Below are 20,187 nucleotides of genomic sequence, written 5' to 3'. Positions count from 1 at the left end.
GAAAGCTCATGTTCGTCCTGACCGAAGTGCAGCAGCGACGCTGCGTTGCGCTGCTTGTCACGTTTCATATTGTCGTCATTGCCGCCAGCAACTATCTGGTCCAGCTTCCCTTCACGCTATTCGGTTTTCATACCACCTGGGGAGCCTTTAGCTTTCCCTTCATCTTCCTGGCCACCGACCTGACGGTACGCCTGTTCGGCAAGGAGCCGGCGCGGGCTATCATTACTCGCGTCATGCTGCCGGCACTGATCATCTCGTACGTCGTATCCGTGGTATTTCCCCGCGGCGGCTATGCGGGGATTGAGGCGCTGGGCGAGTGGAACCTGTTCGTGGCACGTATTGCCCTGGCCAGCTTCATGGCCTATGTCCTGGGTCAGCTGCTGGACGTTCAGGTGTTCGACCGGCTGCGCGGACTGCGCGCCTGGTGGGTGGCGCCAGCGGTATCGACCGTATTCGGCAACCTGGCGGATACGGCGGCCTTCTTCTCGATGGCCTTCTACCGCAGCCCCGACCCCTTCATGGCGGCCAACTGGATGGAAATCGCCGTGGTCGACTATGTGATCAAGCTCGCCATCAGCCTGCTGTTCTTCCTGCCGCTTTACGGCGTGCTGCTGGCATGGCTCAGCCGCCGGCTGGTAGACCTCACCGGGAAGCAGGAGCTGACACCCCAGCGCACCTGACCCCACAACCGACCCAGGGAGACATGCATGACGGTCGAACTCGCTTTTACCGATACCGGAGGAGAGGGCATTCCGCTGGTGGTGGTCCATGGGCTGCTGGGCAGCGCCGACAACTGGCGCTCCCACGTCAAGCAGTGGCAGCAGGCGCGGCGCGTCGTGGCCGTTGACCTGCGCAACCATGGTCGCTCACCCCATGCCGAGGGCATGCACTATGCGCAGATGGCAGGGGACCTGCTGGCTCTGATGGATTCGCTGGCCATCGAGCGCGCCCACCTTCTCGGGCACTCCATGGGCGGCAAGGTGGTAATCAGCCTGGCACGACTGGCTCCTGAGCGGGTGGCCTCGCTGATCGTGGCCGACATTGCGCCTCTGCCCTATTCCCACGGCCATGACGCCGTGTTCGCCGGGCTTCGCTCCGTCGACGCGGGCAAGCCGGCGTCGCGGCGGGAGGCCGATGAGCTGCTGGCCGAGCACGTTGAGGACCGCGCGACGCGGCTGTTCCTTGCCACCAATTTGGAGCGCGGCGAGCAGGGCCTTGAATTGCGTATCGGCCTGCGGCAGATCGAAGCGGGGTACAGCGATATCATGCAGGGGCCGGCCGGTGAGGGAGCCTATGAAGGGCCAACCCTGCTGCTGCGGGGCGGGCGCTCCCACTACGTGACCGACGCGATGCGCCCGGAGATCCTGGCGGTGCTGCCCCAGGCGGAAATTCGCACGCTGGAGCAGGCGGGGCACTGGCTGCATGCCGAGCAGCCTGAGGCCTTCCAGGCCGAAGTCAACGCCTTCCTGGCGCAGCAGCGGGCGTAACCCGCTGCTCAGGGCGCCTGGCCGTCGAGATCGACAGTCAGGCGTTCTGCCGGCGTGCCTCGCTCCAGCAGGCCCGCCTCCAGCAGATAGTGGTCGAAGCGCCGATACCGGCCCAGGTCGACCGCGGCGGGGCGCAATGCCAGCCGCGGCATGATGTCCTTCCAGGTTTCACGCAGGTTGGGGTCATTCAGCAAGGGCTCCGCTTCCGCCATGATCGACCAGGCTTTCTCAGGATGGTTAACGATCCACATGGCGGCCTCTTCCAGTGCGGCGACCACATACCGTATGGCGTCGCGCTTGCCGTTGATCTGGTCGCGATTGGCCATGAGGATTAGCCCATCATGCGGCGGAAGGCCCAGTTCCTCAACGGGCAGCAGTCGGGTCGCGATGCCCTCGTCCGCCCATTGGCGCGGTGGCAGGAAGCGCTTATGCAGCAGCATGGCGCCTACTTCGCCTTCACGAAGCGCAGTGAGCACACCGTAGTTGACCTCGCGCGTCTCGACCAGGTCGAGGGCCGCGCTGATATCCATCAAGTGGGCAAGGGCGCGTGCCAGCAGAATGTCACGGCCGTCCTGGTCGATATAGCCGAAGGTCAGCGTCTCGTAACTGATTTCGGAGGAAGAGCCCGCTAGGACGGATTCCCGCAAGGCCAGGCCTGCCATGGGCGTGTCGACCAGGGTAGCCACGCGAACGAGCGGAAGCCCCTGGTCGGCCAGCAGGTGCAGCTGCGTCTGGCGCCCGACGACCAGGTCGGTCCTGCCGGCCGCCAGCAGCTTCGCCGGTACGCTGGGGTCGGCGGGGGTGGCCAGGGCGACTTCCAGCCCGCGGCGCTTGAACATACCCTTTTCGCGCGCGATGAGCAGCAAGGCGTGTTCAGGGCCCGGGTACCAGTCAAGCGTCACCTCCAGCCTTTGAACCGGCGGGGGCACCAGTGGTTCGGCGGGCGCGCTGATCACCAGTGGCACTTCAGGGTTTGCCACGGTGGCCGGCGCGTCTTCGAGTATTGTCTTCTCGGCTGGCCTTGCACTCAGCGCAGCGCTGGGCACGAGCAGGCGGAGGAACGAGGGCCCGTCGACTACGGGGGGCACCGCAACCAGAGGCGTGGGCGGCGGAGAGGCCAAGGCTTCCGTCGGCAGCGGCCCGGTGGCAAGCCTTGATTCACTCTCCTGACTGGCCTGCGGGACCGCTAGAGCCTGCGCTGCTTCGCCTTCCATTTCGGCGACGGCAGGCGTCAGCTGCAAGCACAGCAGCAGCAGCGCAGCAAGGCGCCCTAAATGGTAGCAGCGAGCATGAGGTGGACTGCCCATGGCGGGTCTCCGGCGCCAGTGTAAATCTTCGTAAAACGGCAGTTTAGCGTCGCCTGCTCCTCGCTGGCTAGCAAAGCTACCCCTGTGCCGGCGGGTGTGGCATGTCATAATGACCCCTTCGCCAGCGGGGAACGGTATGGATACGATCAACACGCTCTTTCTGCTCTCGGGCTTCCTGATCGCCCTGAGCGTACTTGCCAGTCGCCTCTCCTCCCTGGTCGGGCTGCCCTTGCTGTTGATTTTCCTTGGGCTCGGTATGCTGGCGGGTGAAGACGGCGTGCTGGGCATTCAATTCGATGACTATTCGCTAGCCTTCCTGATCGGTCACCTGGCGCTGGCCATGATCCTTCTCGATGGCGGGCTTCGCACGCGCCTCACCACCTTCCGCGTCGGCTTCAGGCCCGCGTTGTCGCTGGCTACGCTAGGGGTCTTCGTCACCAGTTCGGTAGTCGGCCTGATCGCCATGTGGGTCTTTGACTTGACCTTGATCCAGGGACTGCTGGTGGGTGCCATCGTCGGTTCTACCGATGCGGCGGCCGTGTTTTCGATGCTCAGTGGGCGCGGCGTGCATCTCAACGAACGCGTCAGCGCCACCCTAGAGATCGAGTCGGGTACCAACGACCCCATGGCGATCTTCCTCACGCTGCTGCTGGTCGAAATGCTGGTAGGGGACATTCGAGGCGCAGCCTCGACGGTACTGTTCCTGGTATCGCAGTTCGGCCTGGCCCTGGTCATCGGCCTGGGGGGCGGCTGGCTGAGCGCCAAGCTGCTGCGCTCGCTCGACTTGGCGCCTGGGCTCTATTCGCTGCTGGCCCTGGCGCTTGGCTTCTGCGTCTTCGGCCTGACCAGCCTGCTCGGCGGGTCAGGCTTCCTGGCCATCTACCTCACCGGGCTGATGATCGGCAACCAGCCCGGTCGTCACCTCAATTTCATCCTGCCTGTGCACGATGGCCTGGCGTGGTTGAGCCAGATCGGACTCTTCCTCATCCTGGGCCTGCTGGTCAGTCCATCGGGGCTGCTGGAATTTGCCCTGCCGGCCTCGCTGGTGGCTCTGGCGCTGATCTTCATTGCGCGCCCCCTGGCGGTACTGATCACCATCAAGCCCTTCTTCAAGTTCCGCTGGCGAGAGATCGGCTTCATTTCCTGGGTGGGGCTGCGCGGTGCAGTACCCATCGTGCTGGCGATTTTCCCGGTCATCGGGGGGGTCGAGAACTCCGCGCTCTATTTCAACGTGGCCTTTGCGGTGGTACTGATGTCGCTGCTGATCCAGGGAGGGACCTTGCCGCTGATGGCCCGCTGGATGCGCGTCGAGGTGCCCCTGGGCGTCTCGCCCAATCACCGCGGGCCGCTGGGCATCTTGCCAGAAAACGACTTCGAGATGTTCGTCTATGTCGTGGACAACGAAGACCTCGACGACGTGCCGATACGCCTGCTGCGCTTTCCTTCCGGCGCGGTGATCTCCGCCCTGTTTCGCGAGCACGCCATGTTGCACCCCAAGGGCAGCACCCGGCTGAAGGTGGGGGATGTGATCTGCGTGATCGGGCGTAGCCATGATCTGCCGGCGCTCAATCGCCTGTTCAGCGGCAACGCCAAGCTGAAGCAGGAGCGGGCCTTCTTCGGCACCTTCACCTTCGATGGGGATGCCCTGATGCGCGATATCGCCGCTGTATACGGCCTGACCCTGAGCCCGGGAGAGAGCGAAATGACGCTGGCGGAATTTGTTTCGCTGCGAGTCGGAGGCCACCCGGTGGTCGGCGATGACGTGGATTGGCATGGCATCCACTGGGTCGTCAGTGCCATGGAAGGTAACCGGATCACTCGGGTCGGGCTGCGCCTTTACTAACCGCCGCTTCGCTTGCGCCCCCCTAGGGTGGGCTCTATCTTCAGGGTGAGCCTTCGTGCAGCTGCATCGACGCCTGCCGAACCGGGAACAGCGGAACATGGCCGATGCCACTCACAGTGTCGTGTCGGCAGAACCAACGAGCCTTTGGCCACGGCCTAGATGCCTCAACGTTTCCCGCAACGACGTTTCACAGCGACAAGGAGAGTCACACCATGCTCAAATTTCTCGCCAGCACAGCCGGTATCATCTTTCTCATTGGCCTGCTTGTGGTCATTGGCCTGCTGATGCTCATTTTCTGACTATACATTGGGGCATGGGCGTTTCTGCTGCAAAAGGCAGGACCGGCTTTACTCGATTGACCGTGGCGACTTAGCCACGCCTCATTCAACGAAACCGTTTTACAAGCGTGCTAACGGCAAGACCCATTCGCAAAGCCACAATTGTAAAGACCCTCGAAACAACTGCGCCCGGCCGAAGCCGGGCGCAGTCATTGGCAGGAGCCTTAGTTGGCAAAGCTTGCCGCATTCAGCCACAGGTGCACGACAATGCTGGCGATATAGCCCAGCAGGATCACCGGTGCCCAGCGCAAATGCCCCATGAACGTATAGCTTCCTCTTGCCTGGCCCATCAGGGCGACTCCTGCCGCCGAGCCAATCGAGAGCAGGCTGCCCCCCACGCCGGCGGTCAGGGTAATCAACAGCCACTGGCCGTGCGACATCTCCGGCTGCATGGTAAGCACGGCGAACATGACCGGAATGTTATCGACCACGGCCGAAATCACCCCCAGCGTGATATTGGCCCAGGTGGCGCTCCAGCCCGTATAAAGGGTTTCGGAAAGCAGCCCTAGATAGCCCATGAAGCCCAGCCCGCCGACACACATCACTACGCCATAGAAGAACAGCAACGTATCCCATTCAGCGCGTGCGACGCGGTTGAAGACATCGAAAGGCACGACGCTACCCAACTGGGCCAGTTTGCGTTCGTCTCCTCGCCGGGTGTAGCGCTCGCGCTTGCGCTCTATCGAGCGTGGCAGGCTGCGGCGCAGGTAGTAGCCGAAGAACTGCAGGTAGCCAAGTCCCGTCATCATGCCCAGCACTGGGGGCAGATGCAGCAGGGTGTGACAGGCCACGGCCGTGGCCACCGTCAGCAGGAACAGCAGCACGATGCGCCTGGCTCCGCGCTTGAGCCAGACATCCTCATATACGCCTTCCGGCCGGTGAGCCTTGATGAAGAAGCTCATCACCGAGGCCGGGATCAGGAAGTTGACCAGTGACGGCAGCAACAGGGTGAAGAATTCCGAGAACTGGATGATGCCCGCCTGCCACACCATCAACGTGGTGATGTCACCAAAGGGGCTGAAGGCTCCGCCCGCGTTGGCGGCGATCACAATGTTGATACAGCATAGGTTAATGAAGCGTCGGTCACCTTCGGCCACCTTGGTGACGACGGCGCACATGAGCATGGCGGTAGTCAGGTTGTCGGCGATGGGAGAAATAAAGAACGCCAGCCCACCGGTGATCCAGAACAGCTGGCGGTAGCTGAAGCCCTTGCGCAGCATCCAGGAGCGCAGGGCATCAAAGACGCGGCGCTCCTCCATGGCGTTGATATAAGTCATCGCCACCAGCAGGAACAGCATCAACTCGGTGAACTCGAGAAGCGTTTCGCGAAAGGCGTGCTCTGCGTCGGCAGGCATTCCCAACTGGACATATACCCAGCCGATCATGGCCCAGATCAGACCGGCCGCCACCAGCACCGGCTTCGATTTACGCATGTGCAATTTCTCTTCGCCCATGACCAGCGCATAAGCCAGGACGAAGATGGCGACGGCGATCAGGCCCACCGTGGAGCCCGTCAAGTCAAGCGAGCCTGTTGCAGCCAAGGCATCGGGACTGAACGTAATAGCAAGAAGTAACAGCAATAGAAGACTCGACCACCGGGCTTGCGCCCGAAGTCTGGGGAGGTAGCAGCTGCCAGTCGGCATGGGGTCGTTCCTGCATGGAAAGGGGAGGGGAAAAACCCCAAAATCTTAACATGCGTTATTGCACTGCAATAGTGATAAGGCGGCTAACAATCTAGAAAATTTGCGACGAAGGTATAGGTATCCGTCAATGGGCCAGGCGTGCGTGAAGTTCCACCTCAACAGACGTCTTGTCATCGCTCACCCAGAGCGCGCCATCCTGAAGCGTTATGTTCAGAACCATACTGCGAGCCGCCAACTGCCCCAGCGCCGACATGCTCTCCGGCGAAATATCGTAGATCGAGAGGTTGGCAAGCCCGGCGAGCTTGTTGCCGAGCTGCTCCCACCAGATCCTGGCGCCCTGGCCACTGTAGGTGTAGAGAACGACTTGCTTGGCCCGGCCGCAGGCGCGCCGTACCTCACGCTCTTCCGGCTGGCCAAGCTGAATCCACAGATCGATCTCGCCGCTCAGGTTCTTCAGCCAAAGGTCTGGCTCATCGTCGGCGCTGACGCCGCGGCCGAAGGCCAGGTCTTCCTCGGCATGGCGAGCGAAGGCAAGCAGGCGCAGCATCATGCGCTCGTCGGTCTCCGAGGGGTGGCGGGCGAGAGTGAGGGCATGCTCGCCGTAGTAATGGCGATCCATGTCGGCTATCTGGAGCCTTGCCTTGAAGATAGTGGCTTTCAGTGCCATTCAGGGAGCCTCCTGAAAAAGGGATTCGCCCAGCCTTTGCCAACGCCACCTTGCAAGCGGTGGCCAGACCGCCATGCTTGGGAATAACCCCCAGAAAAAAGAAAAGCCACTGATGACAGTGGCTTTTCTTCATGTAATGGCGGAGGGACAGGGATTCGAACCCTGGAAGGGCGTTAACCCTTGCCGGTTTTCAAGACCGGTGCATTCAACCGCTCTGCCATCCCTCCGGCTCACGGGGGCGAATATTACCAGTTTTGCTCTGTAGGTCAAGGGGTTCGCGCCAGGCTCCGCCCAAGAAAGCGCCAGTCGAGGCCGGCAACCGCCGGCAAGGCAACAAGACGACGGTATACAGTTGCCGCAAGTGCTTGCGATGATCAGGCGTTGATCCTTGCAGTACTAAGGGGTTGCGTCGGGAACCAACGAACGGCATTCTTGGTCCACTGCAGAGATCAACAAAGATCAACCACAGGGAGCTCTGGATCAATGGCCTACCACGACACACATGTGGCCCAGCACTCGTCCCAAGCCGTCAGCACCAACAAGGTGCTGCGCAATACCTATGCGCTACTGGCGATGACACTGCTGTTCTCCGCCGTCACAGCGGGTGCCGCCATGGCCATGGGCGTCGAACGGATGAACATCTTCGTGTTCTTCATCGGCGCATACGGCTTGATGTTCCTGGTCCACAAGACTGCCAATTCGGCCTCCGGCCTGCTGGCAACCTTTGCCTTTACTGGCTTCATGGGCTTCACGCTCGGCCCCATTCTCAGCGCTTACCTGGCCCTGCCCAACGGCGCGGCGCTGATCATGAATGCACTGGCCATGACCGGCCTGACCTTCATCGGCCTTTCCGCCGTGGCGCTGGTCAGCAAGAAGGACTTCAGCTTCCTCGGCAACTTCCTCATGGCCGGTGCCATCGTGCTGATCCTGGCCATGGTGGCGGGGCTGATCTTCCAGATCCCGACCCTGATGCTCATGGTTTCGGCTGGCTTTGTGCTGTTCGCCTCGGCGGCCATCCTCTACCAGACCAGCGAGATTGTGCACCGCGCCGGCGAGACCAACTACATCCTTGCCACCATCACGCTCTACGTCTCGATCTACAACCTCTTCGTCAGCCTGCTGGCACTGCTCGGCATCATGAGCAACGATTGATCGCAAAGCGGTAGCTGTTCGCAGGCCCCGCACAAGCGGGGCCTGCGCATTTTGATGGAAGCTTTCTCCATGCGATATGCCTTACTCGTCCAAGGGGCGCCCTACAGCAGCCAGGCCAGCCATTCCGCGCTGCGCTTTGCTTCCGGGCTGCTTGCCAGAGGACACGTTCTTGAGGCCGTGTTCTTCTATCATGATGGGGTGTACAACGCAGCCCGACTGGCCGCGCCGCCGCAGGACGAACCGCACCTTTACGATGCCTGGTGCGAACTGCACCAGGCGCATGGCACCCAGCTACAGGTTTGCATTGCCGCAGCGCTGCGCCGCGGCCTGCTCGATGAGCGCGAGGCGCTGCGACACGGCAAGAGCGGCCACAGCGTCGAAGCGCCCTTCGAGCTGACCGGCCTTGGCCAGTTGATTGGTCTGGGTCAGGAGGTTGATCGCCTTGTCACCTTTGCGCCCTGAGGAGGCCGCCATGAGCCAACGAGATGCGGCCCGGTACGGCGACCTGCTGGTCGTGCTTCGGCATGCGCCCCATGGCAGCAGCTGGTTACGTGAAGGACTGGACGCCGCCCTGGTCGCCGCGGCGTTCGGGCAGCAGGTAAGCTTGCTGTTCCAGGGGGATGGCGTGGCGGCGCTGGCCAAAGGCCAAGGCCCGGGAGCTCTGGGCCAGAAAGGTACGGCCGCCACGCTCGACATGCTGGCCATGTACGACATCGAGTCGATCTACGTGGACGATTCGGCCAGGGCCGCACAGGCCCTTTCGGTACAGGACCTGTCGCTTGCCTGCCACCTGGTCGACAGTGCGGCCATTGCCCGGCTGATCGACGGGCATGCCCTGGTCCTGACGTTCTGACGTCTTACGATCCGGCACATCAGCACGATGCGAGGCAGCCCATGATCCTGCACATACTGAACCGCTCGCCTGGCACCAGTCTCGCCTATCGCGATGCGCTGGCCGGGATGGGACCCGATGACCGCCTGCTGCTGGTCGAGGATGGCGTGCTCGGGGCATTGGCTACACAGGTTCCCCATTTTCAGACGGTAGAAGGTCGCATCTTTGCCCTGCGTGAAGATCTCGTCGCCCGTGGCCTGGAGGGGCGCTGCGATGCAGGCGTCCAGGTGGTGGACGTCGATGGCTTCGTGACCCTGACCGAAGAAGCCGACAAGACAGTGAGCTGGTTCTGATGGCTTCTACCGCTACCGATCGTTATCTCGATGTCGACGGCTCCCCGATTGCCCTCGACCCAGAAGGTTACCTGGTTGACCTCGCCGACTGGACGCCGGACGTGGCCAAGGCTCTTGCCGCAGAGGAGGGGCGGGCGCTGACCGAAGAGCACTGGGAGGTCATTAGGGTGCTGCGCGACTTCTACCAGCGCTACGAGGCGGCACCCGCCATGCGCCCTCTGGTCAAGGCGGTGGGTCAGGCGCTAGGCCCCGAAAAGGGCCGCTCGGTGCATTTGTTGACGCTTTTTCCCGATAGCCCGGCCAAGGTCGCGGCACGTCTGGCCGGGCTGCCCAAGCCGGCCAACTGCCTCTGATGCGATGAACTTTCTTGCCCATGCCTGGCTGGCCCGTGCAGGGAGCGACGCCTTCCTTTACGGCAACCTGATCGCCGACGGGGTCAAGGGCAGCGACCTTTCTGCCTGGCCGCAGGACGTGGCCCTGGGGATACGCCATCACCGCCGGGTCGATGCCTTCGTGGATGCACATCCCACGGTGCTCTCGGCGCGTCGTCGTGCCCCTCACCCGCATCGTCGTTACGCTGGTATCGCGCTCGACCTGGTATGGGACCATTTCGTGGCACGCCAGCTGTCGCTGCACCGCCGCGAATCCGAGCTGGTGGCTCGCAGCTACCGAGTGTTACGTCAGCGGCCAGCGCCGGCGCGACTGGCGGGCATGATTCCGGCCCTGATCGCACAGGACTGGCTGCATCGCTATTCCGATTTTGCGTTCACCTGCCGGGCGGTCAGCGGCATCGGCCAGCGCCTGTCGGGACCGAATCACCTGGAGGCTCTCGTTCCCTGGCTGAAAGCGGACTATGACCAGCTGAGAGAGGATTTCATGCAGCTCTGGCCGGCGGTTGCCGCCGAGCTCGAGGTCGCCCCCGGGGCCTGAGCCACCCGCGCTTCAGTCGGCCCGAAGCCACAGGCAGGAGACCGGGTCGCCCACCTCGACCCGGCTGTCTGCCGGGATAACGGCCAGCGCGTCGGCCACGACGCACGACGAGAGCACGCCCGAGCCCTGGTCGGCGTAGGCTTGTGCCGTGATGCCGTCATCGTCCATGGCCAGGGCCACACGCATGTAGTGCCGCCGCGGCCCAGTACGTGTGGCAAAGCCGGCACGCGCCTTGAGCGTAGGCAGGTTGGCGAGTTCGGGGCAGTCGAGCAGAGCGCCCAGCAGCGGACGCAGGAACAGCCAGGCAGCAACGAAGCTGGAAACGGGGTTGCCGGGAAGGCCGACGAATCGCACCTCGCGCCCGCGGCTGTCTTCCAGGCGCCCCAGCGCCAGCGGCTTGCCGGGCTTCAGTGCCAGACGCCAGAGGTCGAGCCGACCGATCGCCTCGATGGCCGCTTTGACGTGATCCTCTTCACCCACGCTGACTCCGCCCGTGGTGACCACCACATCGGCTAGCTCCGCCGCGTGCCGGAGGGTATTGCGGGTACCCTGGGCGTCGTCGGGCATGCTGGCGACGAACGTAAGTTCGGCGCCGAAGCGTTGCAACAGCTCGCTCAGCATCGGTCGATTGCTGTTGTAGATTTGGCCCGGCAACAAAGGTCGGCCGGGCTCGACGATCTCGTCGCCGCTGGTGAGCAGGGCAACACGGGGGCGGCGGCGTACCGCCACCTTGGCAATACCTTGGCTGGCCAGGTGGCCGAGGGCAGCGGCGTTCAGGCGGTGGCCGCGGCCGAGCAGCACGCTGCCAGCGGTCACGTCGCAGCCCCGGTGGCGAACGTTGTTATCGAGCGGCACGTTGGCAGGCATCATCACCGCCTCGCCGGCGGCTTCGGCCTTTTCCTGCATGACCACGCAGTCGGCGCCTGGCGGCAGTGGGGCGCCGGTAAAGATCCTGGCACAGGTTCCCCGTGCCAGCGGCTGCGGAACGCTCCCAGCGGCAATGCGCTGGGCAATAGGGAGGGTCTGGCCAGCGTCTGCGTGGTGCAAGGCATAACCGTCCATCGCGCTGTTGGCGAAGGGCGGCACGTCGAGCCGTGCAATGACCTCATCGGCCAGCACGCGCTGTGCTGCCAGCTCACAGGGCACGATTTCCGACTCCACGGGCACGAGCTGGTTAAGCAGCGCGGCCAGCGCTGCTTCGACGGATTGCAGCTCAGCCATGCTGGCCTCGCTCGGGAATCACCAGGTTGGCGAAATTGCACGGCTTGTGGCGGCTGTCGAGCTGCTCGGCCAGCAGGCCTTCCCAGGCGGTGCGGCAGGCGCCGCTGGAGCCGGGCAGGCAGAAGATTACCGTGGCGTTGGCCAGGCCGCCCAGGCAGCGGCTCTGGATGGTGGAGCTGCCGATTTCCTGGGCGGAAAGCTGGCGGAACTGCTCGCCGAAGCCTTCGATACGCTTGTCCAGCAGGACGGACACCGCCTCGGGCGTGGAATCCCGCCCGGTGAAGCCGGTGCCGCCGGTAGTCAGGATGACCTGAACCTGCGGGTCGGCGATCCACTCGGCCACCACCGCGCGGATCTGGTAGATGTCGTCGATGACGATGCGCCGCTCGACGAGCCGATGACCCGCTTCCGTCAGGCTTTCGATCAGCAGGGCACCGCTCTTGTCGCTGCCGAGATCGCGGGTGTCCGAAATAGTCAGCACCGCGATACGCAGCGGAATCATCGCCTCGCTCATGACTTGTCTTCCTGCTTGCCAGCCTGCCGTGCCTGGAAGGCCGCCAGCTGCTCCGGCGTGGCATCCTGTTGGTAGCGCGACTTCCACTCGGCGTACGGCATGCCGTAGACATGCTCACGCGCCGCCTCGTCATCGAGCGCGACGTCACGCTCCTCGGCGGCGGCAACCAGCCATTTCGCCAGGCAATTTCGACAGAAATCGGCAAGGATCATTAGGTCGATGTTCTGCACGTCCTTGTTGGCGTCCAAGTGCTTGAGCAGGCGACGGAACGCGGCGGCTTCGAGCTGGGTACGGGTGGCATCGTCGAGATGCTGCATGGTGTCGCTCCTTGTGTTGCATGGCTGCGGCGCGAACTGCCGAAGGCAGACGGGCCGGGGTCAGGCGGCATCCCCGCGAGTACAGACCGACAGCACGACGGCATCTTCCTCGCTGACGGAGACCAGCGCATGTCCCATGTCGCTGTCGAAGTAGATGCTGTCGCCTTGGGCGAGCTGCAAGGGCTCGTAGAATTCGGTATAGAGCTGAATCTCGCCCTGCAGCACCATCAGAAATTCCTCGCCGTCGTGGCGAACCCACTCGCTGAACTCATCGAAATGACGCGCACGCACGATCGTCTTGAAGGGAATCATGCGCTTCTGGGCCAGTTCACAGCTGAGCAGTTCATGCTCATAGGTGGGGGTCGGATGATGCTGCCCCTCACCCTGGCGGGTCAGGTCGCGGCGCCCCATGGTGCGCGGCTGCACGCGTGGCGGTGTCAGCAGCTGGGGCAGGTCTATGCCGAGGCCGTTGATGAGCTTCTGCACGGCGGTGAAAGTCGGCGAGATCTGATTATTCTCGATCTTCGACAGAGTCGAGCGAGCCAGCCCCGTGCGCTGGCTGACATCCTCAAGTGTCCAGTGATTGGCCAGGCGAATCTCTTTGAGTCGCTCACCCAGACGCAGGGGCTCGACGAAGGGCTTGCGGCCGGCAGCAATCTTCAGCGCGGCCTGCTGGTCGGTTTTGGCGGGCATGGATTTCACTATAGGAAACAGATTTCCCCGAAGCCTACCACAAGACGCCTGCCGTGCCTTGTTTGGCTGACTCCCGCCGCATGTCAATCCTCGAAGGGCAGGCCAAGCAGCGCCTTGACATGCGCTTCGGCGCTGCGGCTCAGCGAGTCGAGGTCGTAGCCGCCCTCCAGCACCGAAACCAGGCGGTTGTCGGCATACAGTGCCGCGATGTCGAGGGCCAGGCGGGTGACCCAATAGAAGTCCTCGTCTTCCAGGCAGAGTTCGGCCATCGCGTCTTCGCGGTGGGCATCGAAGCCGGCCGAGACCAGCACCAGCTCCGGCTTGAAGGCATGCAGCGCCGGCAGCCAGTCATCCTCGATCGCGCGGCGGAAGGCGGCGCTGTCGGTGCCGGCCTCCAGCGGCGTATTGACCACGTTCTGCCATTCGCTGCGCAGGTAGCGCCAGGGATAGAAGGGGAACTGGAAGCTGGTGCAGATCAGGACTTCCGGGTCGTTCTTGAAGATATCGATAGTGCCGTTGCACTGGTGGACGTCGAAATCGAGGATGGCAATGCGCCGTGCCCCGTATTTCGCCTTGGCGTGTGCGGCCCCGACTGCCACGTTGTTATAGAAACAGAAGCCCATGGCGTCGGTAGCCTCGGCGTGATGCCCCGGGGGGCGGACAGCGCAGAAGACATTATCCGCCTGGCGGCGGTAGACCTGGTCGACGCCACGGATCACCGCGCCCGCCGCCATGCGTGCGGCTTCGAGGCTGTCCGGATTCATCATGGTGTCGGTGTCGAGCGTTACGATCCCCGTTTCGGGCACGCATTTGTCGAGCGCGCGCAGATGCCGCAGCGGATGCACACGGGCAAGCTCCTCCTCGGTCGCTTCTCGGGCGTCGGACTGCATGGTTTGCTGCAGCAGGCCACTCAGCGCCAGGCGGGCGCTGATGGCCTCTAGGCGCAAGGGGCTTTCGGGATGCTCCGGACCCATATGATGAAGGTGGCAGTGAGGGTGAGTGATATACGCCGTGATCATTGGGTGGCTCCAGAGTGACTTGGATCACCATAATCCGCGTAACCCCTTGCATAACACTGTCAATAAGTCGTACACAGAGTAGGAAAACCTGACCAGGCGGAGGGAGCGATTTGAGTACCCGGTTCTTGCGGCACTTCTTCGAACCTCGCACCATCGCAGTGATCGGTGCTTCGGAGAAGCCCCACTCCATCGGTGGCATCGTGATTCGCAACCTGCAGGAAGCAGGCTTCCCGGGGACGCTCTGGGCTGTCAACCTGAGAGGGTACGAAAGTGTGTTCGGACAGCCCTGCGTGGCGCGTGTCCGCGACCTGCCGGAAGCCCCGGACCTTGCCGTGATCTGCTCGCCCGCGCCCACCCTGCCAAAGCTGATTCGCCAGCTCGGGCGCATCGGCGTGAAGGCGACCCTGGTTCTGTCCGGCGGATCGGATCTCGATGATGCCGAAGAGGGCGAGAGCTCGATCCGCGAACGCATGCTCAGCGCCGCGATGGAGTCGGGTATCCGGGTGCTTGGGCCGGAGTGCATGGGCCTGATCGTGCCGGGCCGCAAGCTCAACGCCTCCTATGCCAGCCAGCCGGTCAAGCCGGGCAAGGTCGCTTACCTCGGTCAGTCGGGCATGCTCGGCAATGCCATGATCGACTGGGCGGCAGGCCGCGGCATCGGCTTCTCGCATCTGATCACGGTTGGCGATAGCGTCGACGTGATGCTTCCCGACCTCATCGACTACATCAATCAGTACGCCCCCACCCAGGCGATCCTGCTGCACCTGGAGCGTATCCAGGACTCCCAGCACTTCATGACCGCGCTGCGCGACGCCTCGCGCCACCGCCTGGTGCTCGCGATCAAGAGCGGACGTACGCCGGAGTCGGACCTGACCAACCTGCCGCCCACGCCGGGCATTGCCAACCGCGACATGGTGTTCGACGCCGCGCTGTCGCGGGCGGGCGTGGTCAGGGTCAACGATTCCGACGAACTCTTCGACGCGCTGATGACGCTGTCCCAGATGAAGCCGCTGAAGGGCGACCGGCTGGCCATCGTGTCGAACGGCCTGGGGCCCGCCATGCTGGCGATCGACAAGCTGATCAGCTCGGGCGGTCGGCTGGCCCGCTTCAGCGATGAGACGCGTCGGGCGTTGAGGAAGGGCGACTTCGACATGAGTAAGCCGGGCGATAACCCGGTGGACCTAGGCGGCAACGGCACCCCTGAAAAGATGGTCGAGGCGCTGGAGATTGTGGCCGGAGACCCAAATGTCGATGCGGTACTGGTCGTTCACGCCCCCACGCGCTTGGCGCCGTCGAAGGTCACGGCCCAGGCGATCATCGCCAACCGCAAGCGCTTTCGCCGCAACCTGCTGACTAGTTGGATGGGGCTGGAAGGGGCCCTGTATGCCCGCCATGAATGCAGCATGGCGGGCATTCCGACCTATGTATCGCCGGAAAAGGCGGTCAAGGCCTTCATGCACATGGTGGACTACCAGCGGGTGCAAGCGCTGCTGCAGGAAACTCCACCAAGCCTGCCGTTTTCCACCACCGCCGATATCCGCGCCCAGTGCCGCCAGCTGATCGAGCAGGCCAGGGCGGAAGGGCGCGAGACTCTGTCGCACTCCGAAACGGCCAAGGTGCTCGAAGCCTACGGTATCCCCACCGCACCCAGCCGCTACGTGCATACGCCGGAAGAGGCCGCCGAGGCCAGCCAGGCGTTCGAGGGCCCCTGGGCGCTCAAGATCGTGCACGAAGGCAACTGTCGACCGTTCCGCTATCGCAAGCATCCGCACAAGCTGTCGGCCGGGCTGATGCAGGACCTGCATGACGCCCAGCAGGTGGCGGAAGGACTGGTCGTGCTGGGCGACAAGCTGCGCGAAAAATTCCCTCCGGTAAAGATTCGCGAGTACTGCCTGCAGCCCATGCAGCGTGGCAAGCATTCGATGCAGCTGTGTGCCGGGATCACCCGCGACCCGGTGTTCGGCCCGCTCATCGTGTTCGGCATCGGCGGCTACAAGGTCAACGTGCTGGCCGACCGCCAAGTGGCGCTGCCGCCGTTGAACATGACGCTGGCGGCCGACGTCATAGGCCGCACCCATGCGGCCAGGCTGATCCGCGAGCACTCCTCGCATCCCGAACGCGACCTTACCCGGCTGTGCCAGCTGTTGGTCAAGCTTTCGCAGATGGCCTCCGATCTGCTGGAGCTGCGGGGCCTGGAGCTCAATCCGCTGCTGCTCAATCGTGACGGCCTGGTGGCGGTGGATTTCGCCCTCGACCTTGGCCACCCGGCGCGCTTCGCGATCATGCCGTATCCGGAAGAGCTGCGCGAATGGACCACCCTGCGCAACGGCATGCAGGTGGAGGTGCGCCCCATACGCGCCGAAGACGCTCCGCTGATCACCAGCTTCCACGCGCAGCTCTCCGAGGAGAGCATCCGCTTCCGCTATTTCCACAACAAGTCGGACTTGAGCCAGCGCGACCTGTCGATCCTGTCGCATATCAACTATGACCGCCAGATGGCCTTCATCGCCGAGCATCACAAGGAAGAAGGCGGCAAGGAGATGTTAGGCGTGGTGCGCGTCTGGAACGACCCCGACAACATCCGCACGGAGTTCTCGATCATCGTGCGCGACGACATGGCCGGGCAGGGGCTCGGCAGCCTGCTGATGAACAAGATGATCGCCTACTGTAGGAGCATCGGCACGCTGGAGATGATCGGCAAGGTGATGGTCGACAACCACCCGATGCGCGCCCTGATGAAGCATCTGGGTTTCACCTGTCGCTACAACATGGAAGAGCAAGTCGTCGATGCGGTGATGCGCCTGAACGAACCCCAGAGCGAGTGGCAGCGGCTACGCCTGGAAAGCCTGCCCGATTGAGCCCTGCGGGTGGCGCCTGACACCTCCAGTCTATGCCGCCAGGCGCCATCAGAGGCGCCTGGCGTAAAACCCGTCAGGGAGCCAGGCGGAAGGAGGACCAGCGTCCATCGCGCTGCTCGTAGCGGATGCGGTCATGCAGCCGGCTGGGCTGGCCTTGCCAGAACTCGAGCATCTGCGGCATGACCCGATAGCCGCCCCAGTGGCCCGGCCGTGGAATCTCCTGGCCTTCGTAGGCCTGCTCGAAGCGGTGCTGCCGCTCTTCGAGCCAGTGGCGGTCCGGAATGACCACGCTTTGGGTGGCGATCCAGGCGCCAAGCTGACTAGCGCGGGGGCGGCTGTCGAAGTAGACGTTCGATTCCTCCTCGCTGACCTGCTCCACCAGGCCTTCGACCCGCAGCTGGCGGCCCAGCGAGGGCCACCAGAACACCAGGGCGGCATGCGGCACATTGGCCAATTCGCTGCCCTTGTGACTGTGGTAGTTGGTGTAGAACACCATGCCACGCTCATCGTAGCCCTTGAGCAGCACGATTCTGGCATGGGGAAGCCCCTGGCTGTCCACCGTCGCCAGAGTCATGACGTTGGCGTCGTCGCCTTCCGAGTCCACGGCCAGGGCCATCCACTCGTCGAACAGCACCAGCGGATCGGCGGGAACCAGGCCCTCTTCGAGCCGTCCGCCTTCGTAATCGCGGCGAATGTCGGCAATATTGCGTGTCATGGCGTTCTCCTTTCGAATTTTTGTCTATGGTCGCCGCTGTGGCTGTCCATCACAAGCGCAAACCTGCCGGCCGAACGGTTCAAGCGACGGCCCAGCCCAGTTGCACCATCAGCATATAGGCGCCGGTGCCGACCATGATCGACAGCAGAGCATTGCGCCGCCAGAGGTGCAGTGCCGCCACCACCAGCGAGGCCACCAGCATAGGGAGCCCGTTGGGCCCGACGTTGAGTTCTGCCTGGATCAAGGGGCGGATGTCGCGCAGCGCATAGATCACCAGAATCAGCATGATCGCCGGGGGCAGGTAGCGTCCCAGGTGCAGGATGAGGGGGTGATCGGCCTGGCGCGCCAGGGCCACGAAGGGCAGCAGGCGGGTGGCAAGCGTGGCCACTGCGCAGACGGCGATGAAGATGCCCAGCTCTATTGCGCTCATGCAGTCGGCACCTCGTCCCGAGCGCCGCGCTGACCGTGGTGGTAATGCGCCAGCAGCATCAGGCTGGCGGCGGCGATGGCCGTCAGCAGCATGTGCTGGTCCGGCACCAGCAGGATGGCGCCTACGCCGGCCAGCAAGGCGATCACGAAGGGCAGGCCCTGGCGCAAACGCCGCGCCTGCTCAAGCGTCAGGACGATGAACAGCGCCGTCAGGGCGAATTCGATGCCACGGCTGTCGAAATCGAGAGCGCTGCCGATCATGACGCCCGTCAGCGTACCCATCACCCACCACAGCTGGTTGAGCGCGCTGATGCGAAACGCCAGCCCATGGTCACGCTGTTCCGCTGCCGGCTGGGTGGTTAGCAGGGAATAGGTCTCGTCGGTGAGCGAGAAGATCAGATATGGCTTGCGCCAGCCCGCGCCCTGGAAGCGCTTGATCAGGGATAAGCCATAGAAGAGGTGGCGGGAATTGAGCATCAGCGTGGCCACGGCAACTTCCACCAGGCCGGCACCGGCCGCGAGCAGTGCGACGGCAAGAAACTGCCCCGCTCCGGCATAGATGAATAGCGACATGAGCAGGGCGGCCCACCAAGGCATGCCGAGCTCGATGGCGAGGATGCCGAAGGCGGCACCCAAGGGCAGGTAGCCGAACATGACCGGCACCGTACGCGCGCCGGCGCTGCGCCAAGCGGAAGGGGAAAGCGATGGGGACACTGGGGCGGCCTCCTTGTGCGACGCCGGTGGCAACGTGCCTTGCGGCCTATTTTATGGCACGTTGGGCCAAATTCCAGTGGATACCATCGTTATTTTCCAACTGCGTAGTAAACCCAGCCAGGAGTTTAGGGATTTCCGTTCTCTCTCATCTGTCGACTGCGGAAACGCGCATAGAACATGCAGCCGGTGAACAGACCCAGCGACGCCAGCGCCTCAGCAATGCCAAGCACGCCCTGACCGGGCAGGGTCGCCACCATCACGCCCTGGATAAAGTAGAGCAGGCTGACGAAGGCGAGCCAGGCATGTCCACGCGGGCGTCGACCCAGAATGGAGGGCAGGAAGAGGACCAACGGCAGGACACGGATGAGGATAGGCGTAAGCGGGTTGGTACCGGCCTCCATGGCCAGGCCGCTCCAGATCAGCAGGGCCAGCAGTACCACGTAGCTACCCAGCACCAGCTGGCGGCTGCGCTCGGTGAGCGGGTCGAGCCCATGGCGCGCCTCCAGGGATTCCACCCATCGCCTCATGACGGCTCCCTCAGGCTGGTCATCGCCAGGGCCAGCCGGCCCAGGCGCTTGCCCTGGGCACGCACCAGCGAACGCTCAGTGTCGGTCAGCGGCTGGTCGTTGCGCTGCCCCGCCAGGTGACTGGCACCATAGGGAGTGCCGCCTGATGTCGTGGACATCAGTTCGATTTCGCTGTAAGGCAGTCCCGCATAGACCATACCGTGGTGCAGTAGCGGCAGCAGCATGGAGATTAGCGTGGTCTCCTGCCCCCCGTGCAGGCTCGAGGTGGAGGTGAAGGCGGTAGCAGGCTTATCTACCAGCGCGCCGTTGAGCCACAGCGCGCTGGTCGAGTCGATGAAGTGCTTCAAGGGAGCCGCCATGTTGCCAAAGCGGGTCGGACTGCCCAGCGCCAGTCCGGCGCAGTGACGCAGATCATCCAGCTCGGCATAGATGGCCCCTTCGGCCGGGATCTCGGGATCGACGGCCTCACAGGTGGGCGATACCGGGGGCACGGTGCGCAGGCGGGCTTCGATGCCGGAGCACGACTCAACGCCGGCCGCCAACTGTTCGGCCATGGTTCGCGTGGCACCGTGGCGTGAGTAGTAGAGGATCAACACGTAGGGCAGGGAGTCGCGCATCGTTGCTCCAG

The 20,187-nt window shown here is 63.6% G+C and carries 24 protein-coding genes and 1 tRNA gene; 11 read left to right on the top strand and 14 right to left on the bottom strand.

Annotated elements, in window-relative coordinates:
• Positions 1-8: 8 nt before the first annotated feature.
• Both ACT7B3_RS09260 and ACT7B3_RS09255 read left to right on the top strand, forming a co-directional pair.
• Positions 9-680, top strand: a complete 672-nt coding sequence (locus ACT7B3_RS09260; RefSeq protein WP_444677688.1) for a 7-cyano-7-deazaguanine/7-aminomethyl-7-deazaguanine transporter — start codon at positions 9-11, stop codon at positions 678-680.
• A 27-nt stretch (positions 681-707) separates the two neighbouring features.
• Positions 708-1,487 (top strand): alpha/beta fold hydrolase, encoded by a 780-nt coding sequence (locus tag ACT7B3_RS09255; RefSeq protein WP_444677689.1) that lies wholly within the window; start codon positions 708-710, stop codon positions 1,485-1,487.
• 8 nt (positions 1,488-1,495) lie between these two features.
• Here ACT7B3_RS09255 and ACT7B3_RS09250 read toward each other — a convergent pair whose 3' ends face one another.
• Positions 1,496-2,728: an ABC transporter substrate-binding protein gene (locus tag ACT7B3_RS09250; protein WP_445157720.1), complete on the bottom strand. Its 1,233-nt coding sequence runs from the start codon at positions 2,726-2,728 to the stop codon at positions 1,496-1,498.
• A gap of 202 nt (positions 2,729-2,930) precedes the next feature.
• Between ACT7B3_RS09250 and ACT7B3_RS09245 the strand changes: the two genes are divergently transcribed.
• On the top strand, positions 2,931-4,637 hold the full coding sequence (locus ACT7B3_RS09245; RefSeq protein WP_445157719.1) for a potassium/proton antiporter: 1,707 nt from the start codon (positions 2,931-2,933) through the stop codon (positions 4,635-4,637).
• A 104-nt stretch (positions 4,638-4,741) separates the two neighbouring features.
• A complete protein-coding gene (locus ACT7B3_RS09240) occupies positions 4,742-4,936 on the top strand; it encodes a hypothetical protein (protein WP_445157718.1) in 195 nt (64 codons plus the stop codon).
• A 203-nt stretch (positions 4,937-5,139) separates the two neighbouring features.
• Here the strand turns inward: ACT7B3_RS09240 and nhaD are convergent, their stop codons facing one another.
• The 3 genes from nhaD to ACT7B3_RS09225 form a co-directional block, all read right to left on the bottom strand.
• Positions 5,140-6,618: a sodium:proton antiporter NhaD gene (gene nhaD, locus ACT7B3_RS09235; RefSeq protein WP_445157717.1), complete on the bottom strand. Its 1,479-nt coding sequence runs from the start codon at positions 6,616-6,618 to the stop codon at positions 5,140-5,142.
• A 124-nt stretch (positions 6,619-6,742) separates the two neighbouring features.
• Positions 6,743-7,285, bottom strand: a complete 543-nt coding sequence (locus ACT7B3_RS09230) for a YaeQ family protein (RefSeq protein ID WP_444677693.1) — start codon at positions 7,283-7,285, stop codon at positions 6,743-6,745.
• 137 nt (positions 7,286-7,422) lie between these two features.
• Positions 7,423-7,512, bottom strand: a tRNA-Ser gene (locus ACT7B3_RS09225).
• Positions 7,513-7,768: 256 nt separating this feature from the next.
• On the opposite strand from ACT7B3_RS09225, the gene ACT7B3_RS09220 reads away from it, so the two are divergent.
• The 6 genes from ACT7B3_RS09220 to ACT7B3_RS09195 all read left to right on the top strand — a co-directional run bounded on the left by ACT7B3_RS09220 (position 7,769) and on the right by ACT7B3_RS09195 (position 10,552).
• A complete protein-coding gene (locus ACT7B3_RS09220; RefSeq protein ID WP_445157716.1) occupies positions 7,769-8,437 on the top strand; it encodes a Bax inhibitor-1/YccA family protein in 669 nt (222 codons plus the stop codon).
• 69 nt (positions 8,438-8,506) lie between these two features.
• On the top strand, positions 8,507-8,899 hold the full coding sequence (gene tusD, locus ACT7B3_RS09215) for a sulfurtransferase complex subunit TusD (protein WP_445157715.1): 393 nt from the start codon (positions 8,507-8,509) through the stop codon (positions 8,897-8,899).
• Positions 8,900-8,909: 10 nt separating this feature from the next.
• On the top strand, positions 8,910-9,290 hold the full coding sequence (gene tusC, locus ACT7B3_RS09210; protein WP_445157714.1) for a sulfurtransferase complex subunit TusC: 381 nt from the start codon (positions 8,910-8,912) through the stop codon (positions 9,288-9,290).
• A 41-nt stretch (positions 9,291-9,331) separates the two neighbouring features.
• Positions 9,332-9,622, top strand: coding sequence for a sulfurtransferase complex subunit TusB (gene tusB / locus ACT7B3_RS09205; RefSeq protein ID WP_445157713.1), 291 nt, complete (start codon positions 9,332-9,334; stop codon positions 9,620-9,622).
• Positions 9,622-9,975 (top strand): TusE/DsrC/DsvC family sulfur relay protein, encoded by a 354-nt coding sequence (locus ACT7B3_RS09200; RefSeq protein ID WP_444677696.1) that lies wholly within the window; start codon positions 9,622-9,624, stop codon positions 9,973-9,975. Before tusB ends, ACT7B3_RS09200 begins: the two co-directional genes overlap by 1 nt.
• A gap of 4 nt (positions 9,976-9,979) precedes the next feature.
• Positions 9,980-10,552: an acyl carrier protein phosphodiesterase gene (locus tag ACT7B3_RS09195; RefSeq protein WP_445157712.1), complete on the top strand. Its 573-nt coding sequence runs from the start codon at positions 9,980-9,982 to the stop codon at positions 10,550-10,552.
• Between the two features lie 12 nt (positions 10,553-10,564).
• On the opposite strand, the gene ACT7B3_RS09190 is transcribed toward ACT7B3_RS09195, so the two are convergent.
• The 5 genes from ACT7B3_RS09190 to ACT7B3_RS09170 form a co-directional block, all read right to left on the bottom strand.
• Complete coding sequence (locus tag ACT7B3_RS09190) at positions 10,565-11,773, bottom strand: molybdopterin molybdotransferase MoeA (protein WP_445157711.1); 1,209 nt, start codon at positions 11,771-11,773, stop codon at positions 10,565-10,567.
• Complete coding sequence (gene moaB, locus ACT7B3_RS09185) at positions 11,766-12,287, bottom strand: molybdenum cofactor biosynthesis protein B (RefSeq protein WP_444677698.1); 522 nt, start codon at positions 12,285-12,287, stop codon at positions 11,766-11,768. The genes ACT7B3_RS09190 and moaB overlap by 8 nt, the downstream gene beginning before the upstream one ends.
• Positions 12,284-12,604 carry a DUF1244 domain-containing protein gene (locus ACT7B3_RS09180; protein WP_444677699.1) on the bottom strand — a complete coding sequence of 107 codons (321 nt, stop codon included), beginning with the start codon at positions 12,602-12,604 and terminating at the stop codon, positions 12,284-12,286. The genes moaB and ACT7B3_RS09180 overlap by 4 nt, the downstream gene beginning before the upstream one ends.
• A gap of 60 nt (positions 12,605-12,664) precedes the next feature.
• A complete protein-coding gene (locus ACT7B3_RS09175) occupies positions 12,665-13,297 on the bottom strand; it encodes a helix-turn-helix domain-containing protein (RefSeq protein ID WP_445157710.1) in 633 nt (210 codons plus the stop codon).
• Positions 13,298-13,380: 83 nt separating this feature from the next.
• A complete protein-coding gene (locus ACT7B3_RS09170; RefSeq protein ID WP_445157709.1) occupies positions 13,381-14,316 on the bottom strand; it encodes a histone deacetylase family protein in 936 nt (311 codons plus the stop codon).
• A gap of 110 nt (positions 14,317-14,426) precedes the next feature.
• Between ACT7B3_RS09170 and ACT7B3_RS09165 the strand changes: the two genes are divergently transcribed.
• A complete protein-coding gene (locus ACT7B3_RS09165; RefSeq protein WP_445157708.1) occupies positions 14,427-17,174 on the top strand; it encodes a bifunctional acetate--CoA ligase family protein/GNAT family N-acetyltransferase in 2,748 nt (915 codons plus the stop codon).
• A gap of 73 nt (positions 17,175-17,247) precedes the next feature.
• On the opposite strand, the gene pdxH is transcribed toward ACT7B3_RS09165, so the two are convergent.
• The 5 genes from pdxH to wrbA all read right to left on the bottom strand — a co-directional run bounded on the left by pdxH (position 17,248) and on the right by wrbA (position 20,176).
• Positions 17,248-17,889: a pyridoxamine 5'-phosphate oxidase gene (gene pdxH / locus ACT7B3_RS09160; protein ID WP_445157707.1), complete on the bottom strand. Its 642-nt coding sequence runs from the start codon at positions 17,887-17,889 to the stop codon at positions 17,248-17,250.
• A gap of 79 nt (positions 17,890-17,968) precedes the next feature.
• Positions 17,969-18,319: a branched-chain amino acid transporter permease gene (locus tag ACT7B3_RS09155; protein ID WP_445157706.1), complete on the bottom strand. Its 351-nt coding sequence runs from the start codon at positions 18,317-18,319 to the stop codon at positions 17,969-17,971.
• Positions 18,316-19,032, bottom strand: a complete 717-nt coding sequence (locus tag ACT7B3_RS09150; RefSeq protein WP_445157705.1) for an AzlC family ABC transporter permease — start codon at positions 19,030-19,032, stop codon at positions 18,316-18,318. Before ACT7B3_RS09150 ends, ACT7B3_RS09155 begins: the two co-directional genes overlap by 4 nt.
• A gap of 125 nt (positions 19,033-19,157) precedes the next feature.
• Positions 19,158-19,559, bottom strand: coding sequence for a DUF2069 domain-containing protein (locus ACT7B3_RS09145; RefSeq protein WP_444677703.1), 402 nt, complete (start codon positions 19,557-19,559; stop codon positions 19,158-19,160).
• Positions 19,556-20,176, bottom strand: coding sequence for an NAD(P)H:quinone oxidoreductase (gene wrbA / locus ACT7B3_RS09140; RefSeq protein ID WP_445157704.1), 621 nt, complete (start codon positions 20,174-20,176; stop codon positions 19,556-19,558). Before wrbA ends, ACT7B3_RS09145 begins: the two co-directional genes overlap by 4 nt.
• Between the last annotated feature and the right edge of the window lie 11 nt (positions 20,177-20,187).

This window comes from Halomonas sp. E14, assembly GCF_052568415.1.
This window is presented reverse-complemented; position numbering and strand designations above follow the sequence as displayed.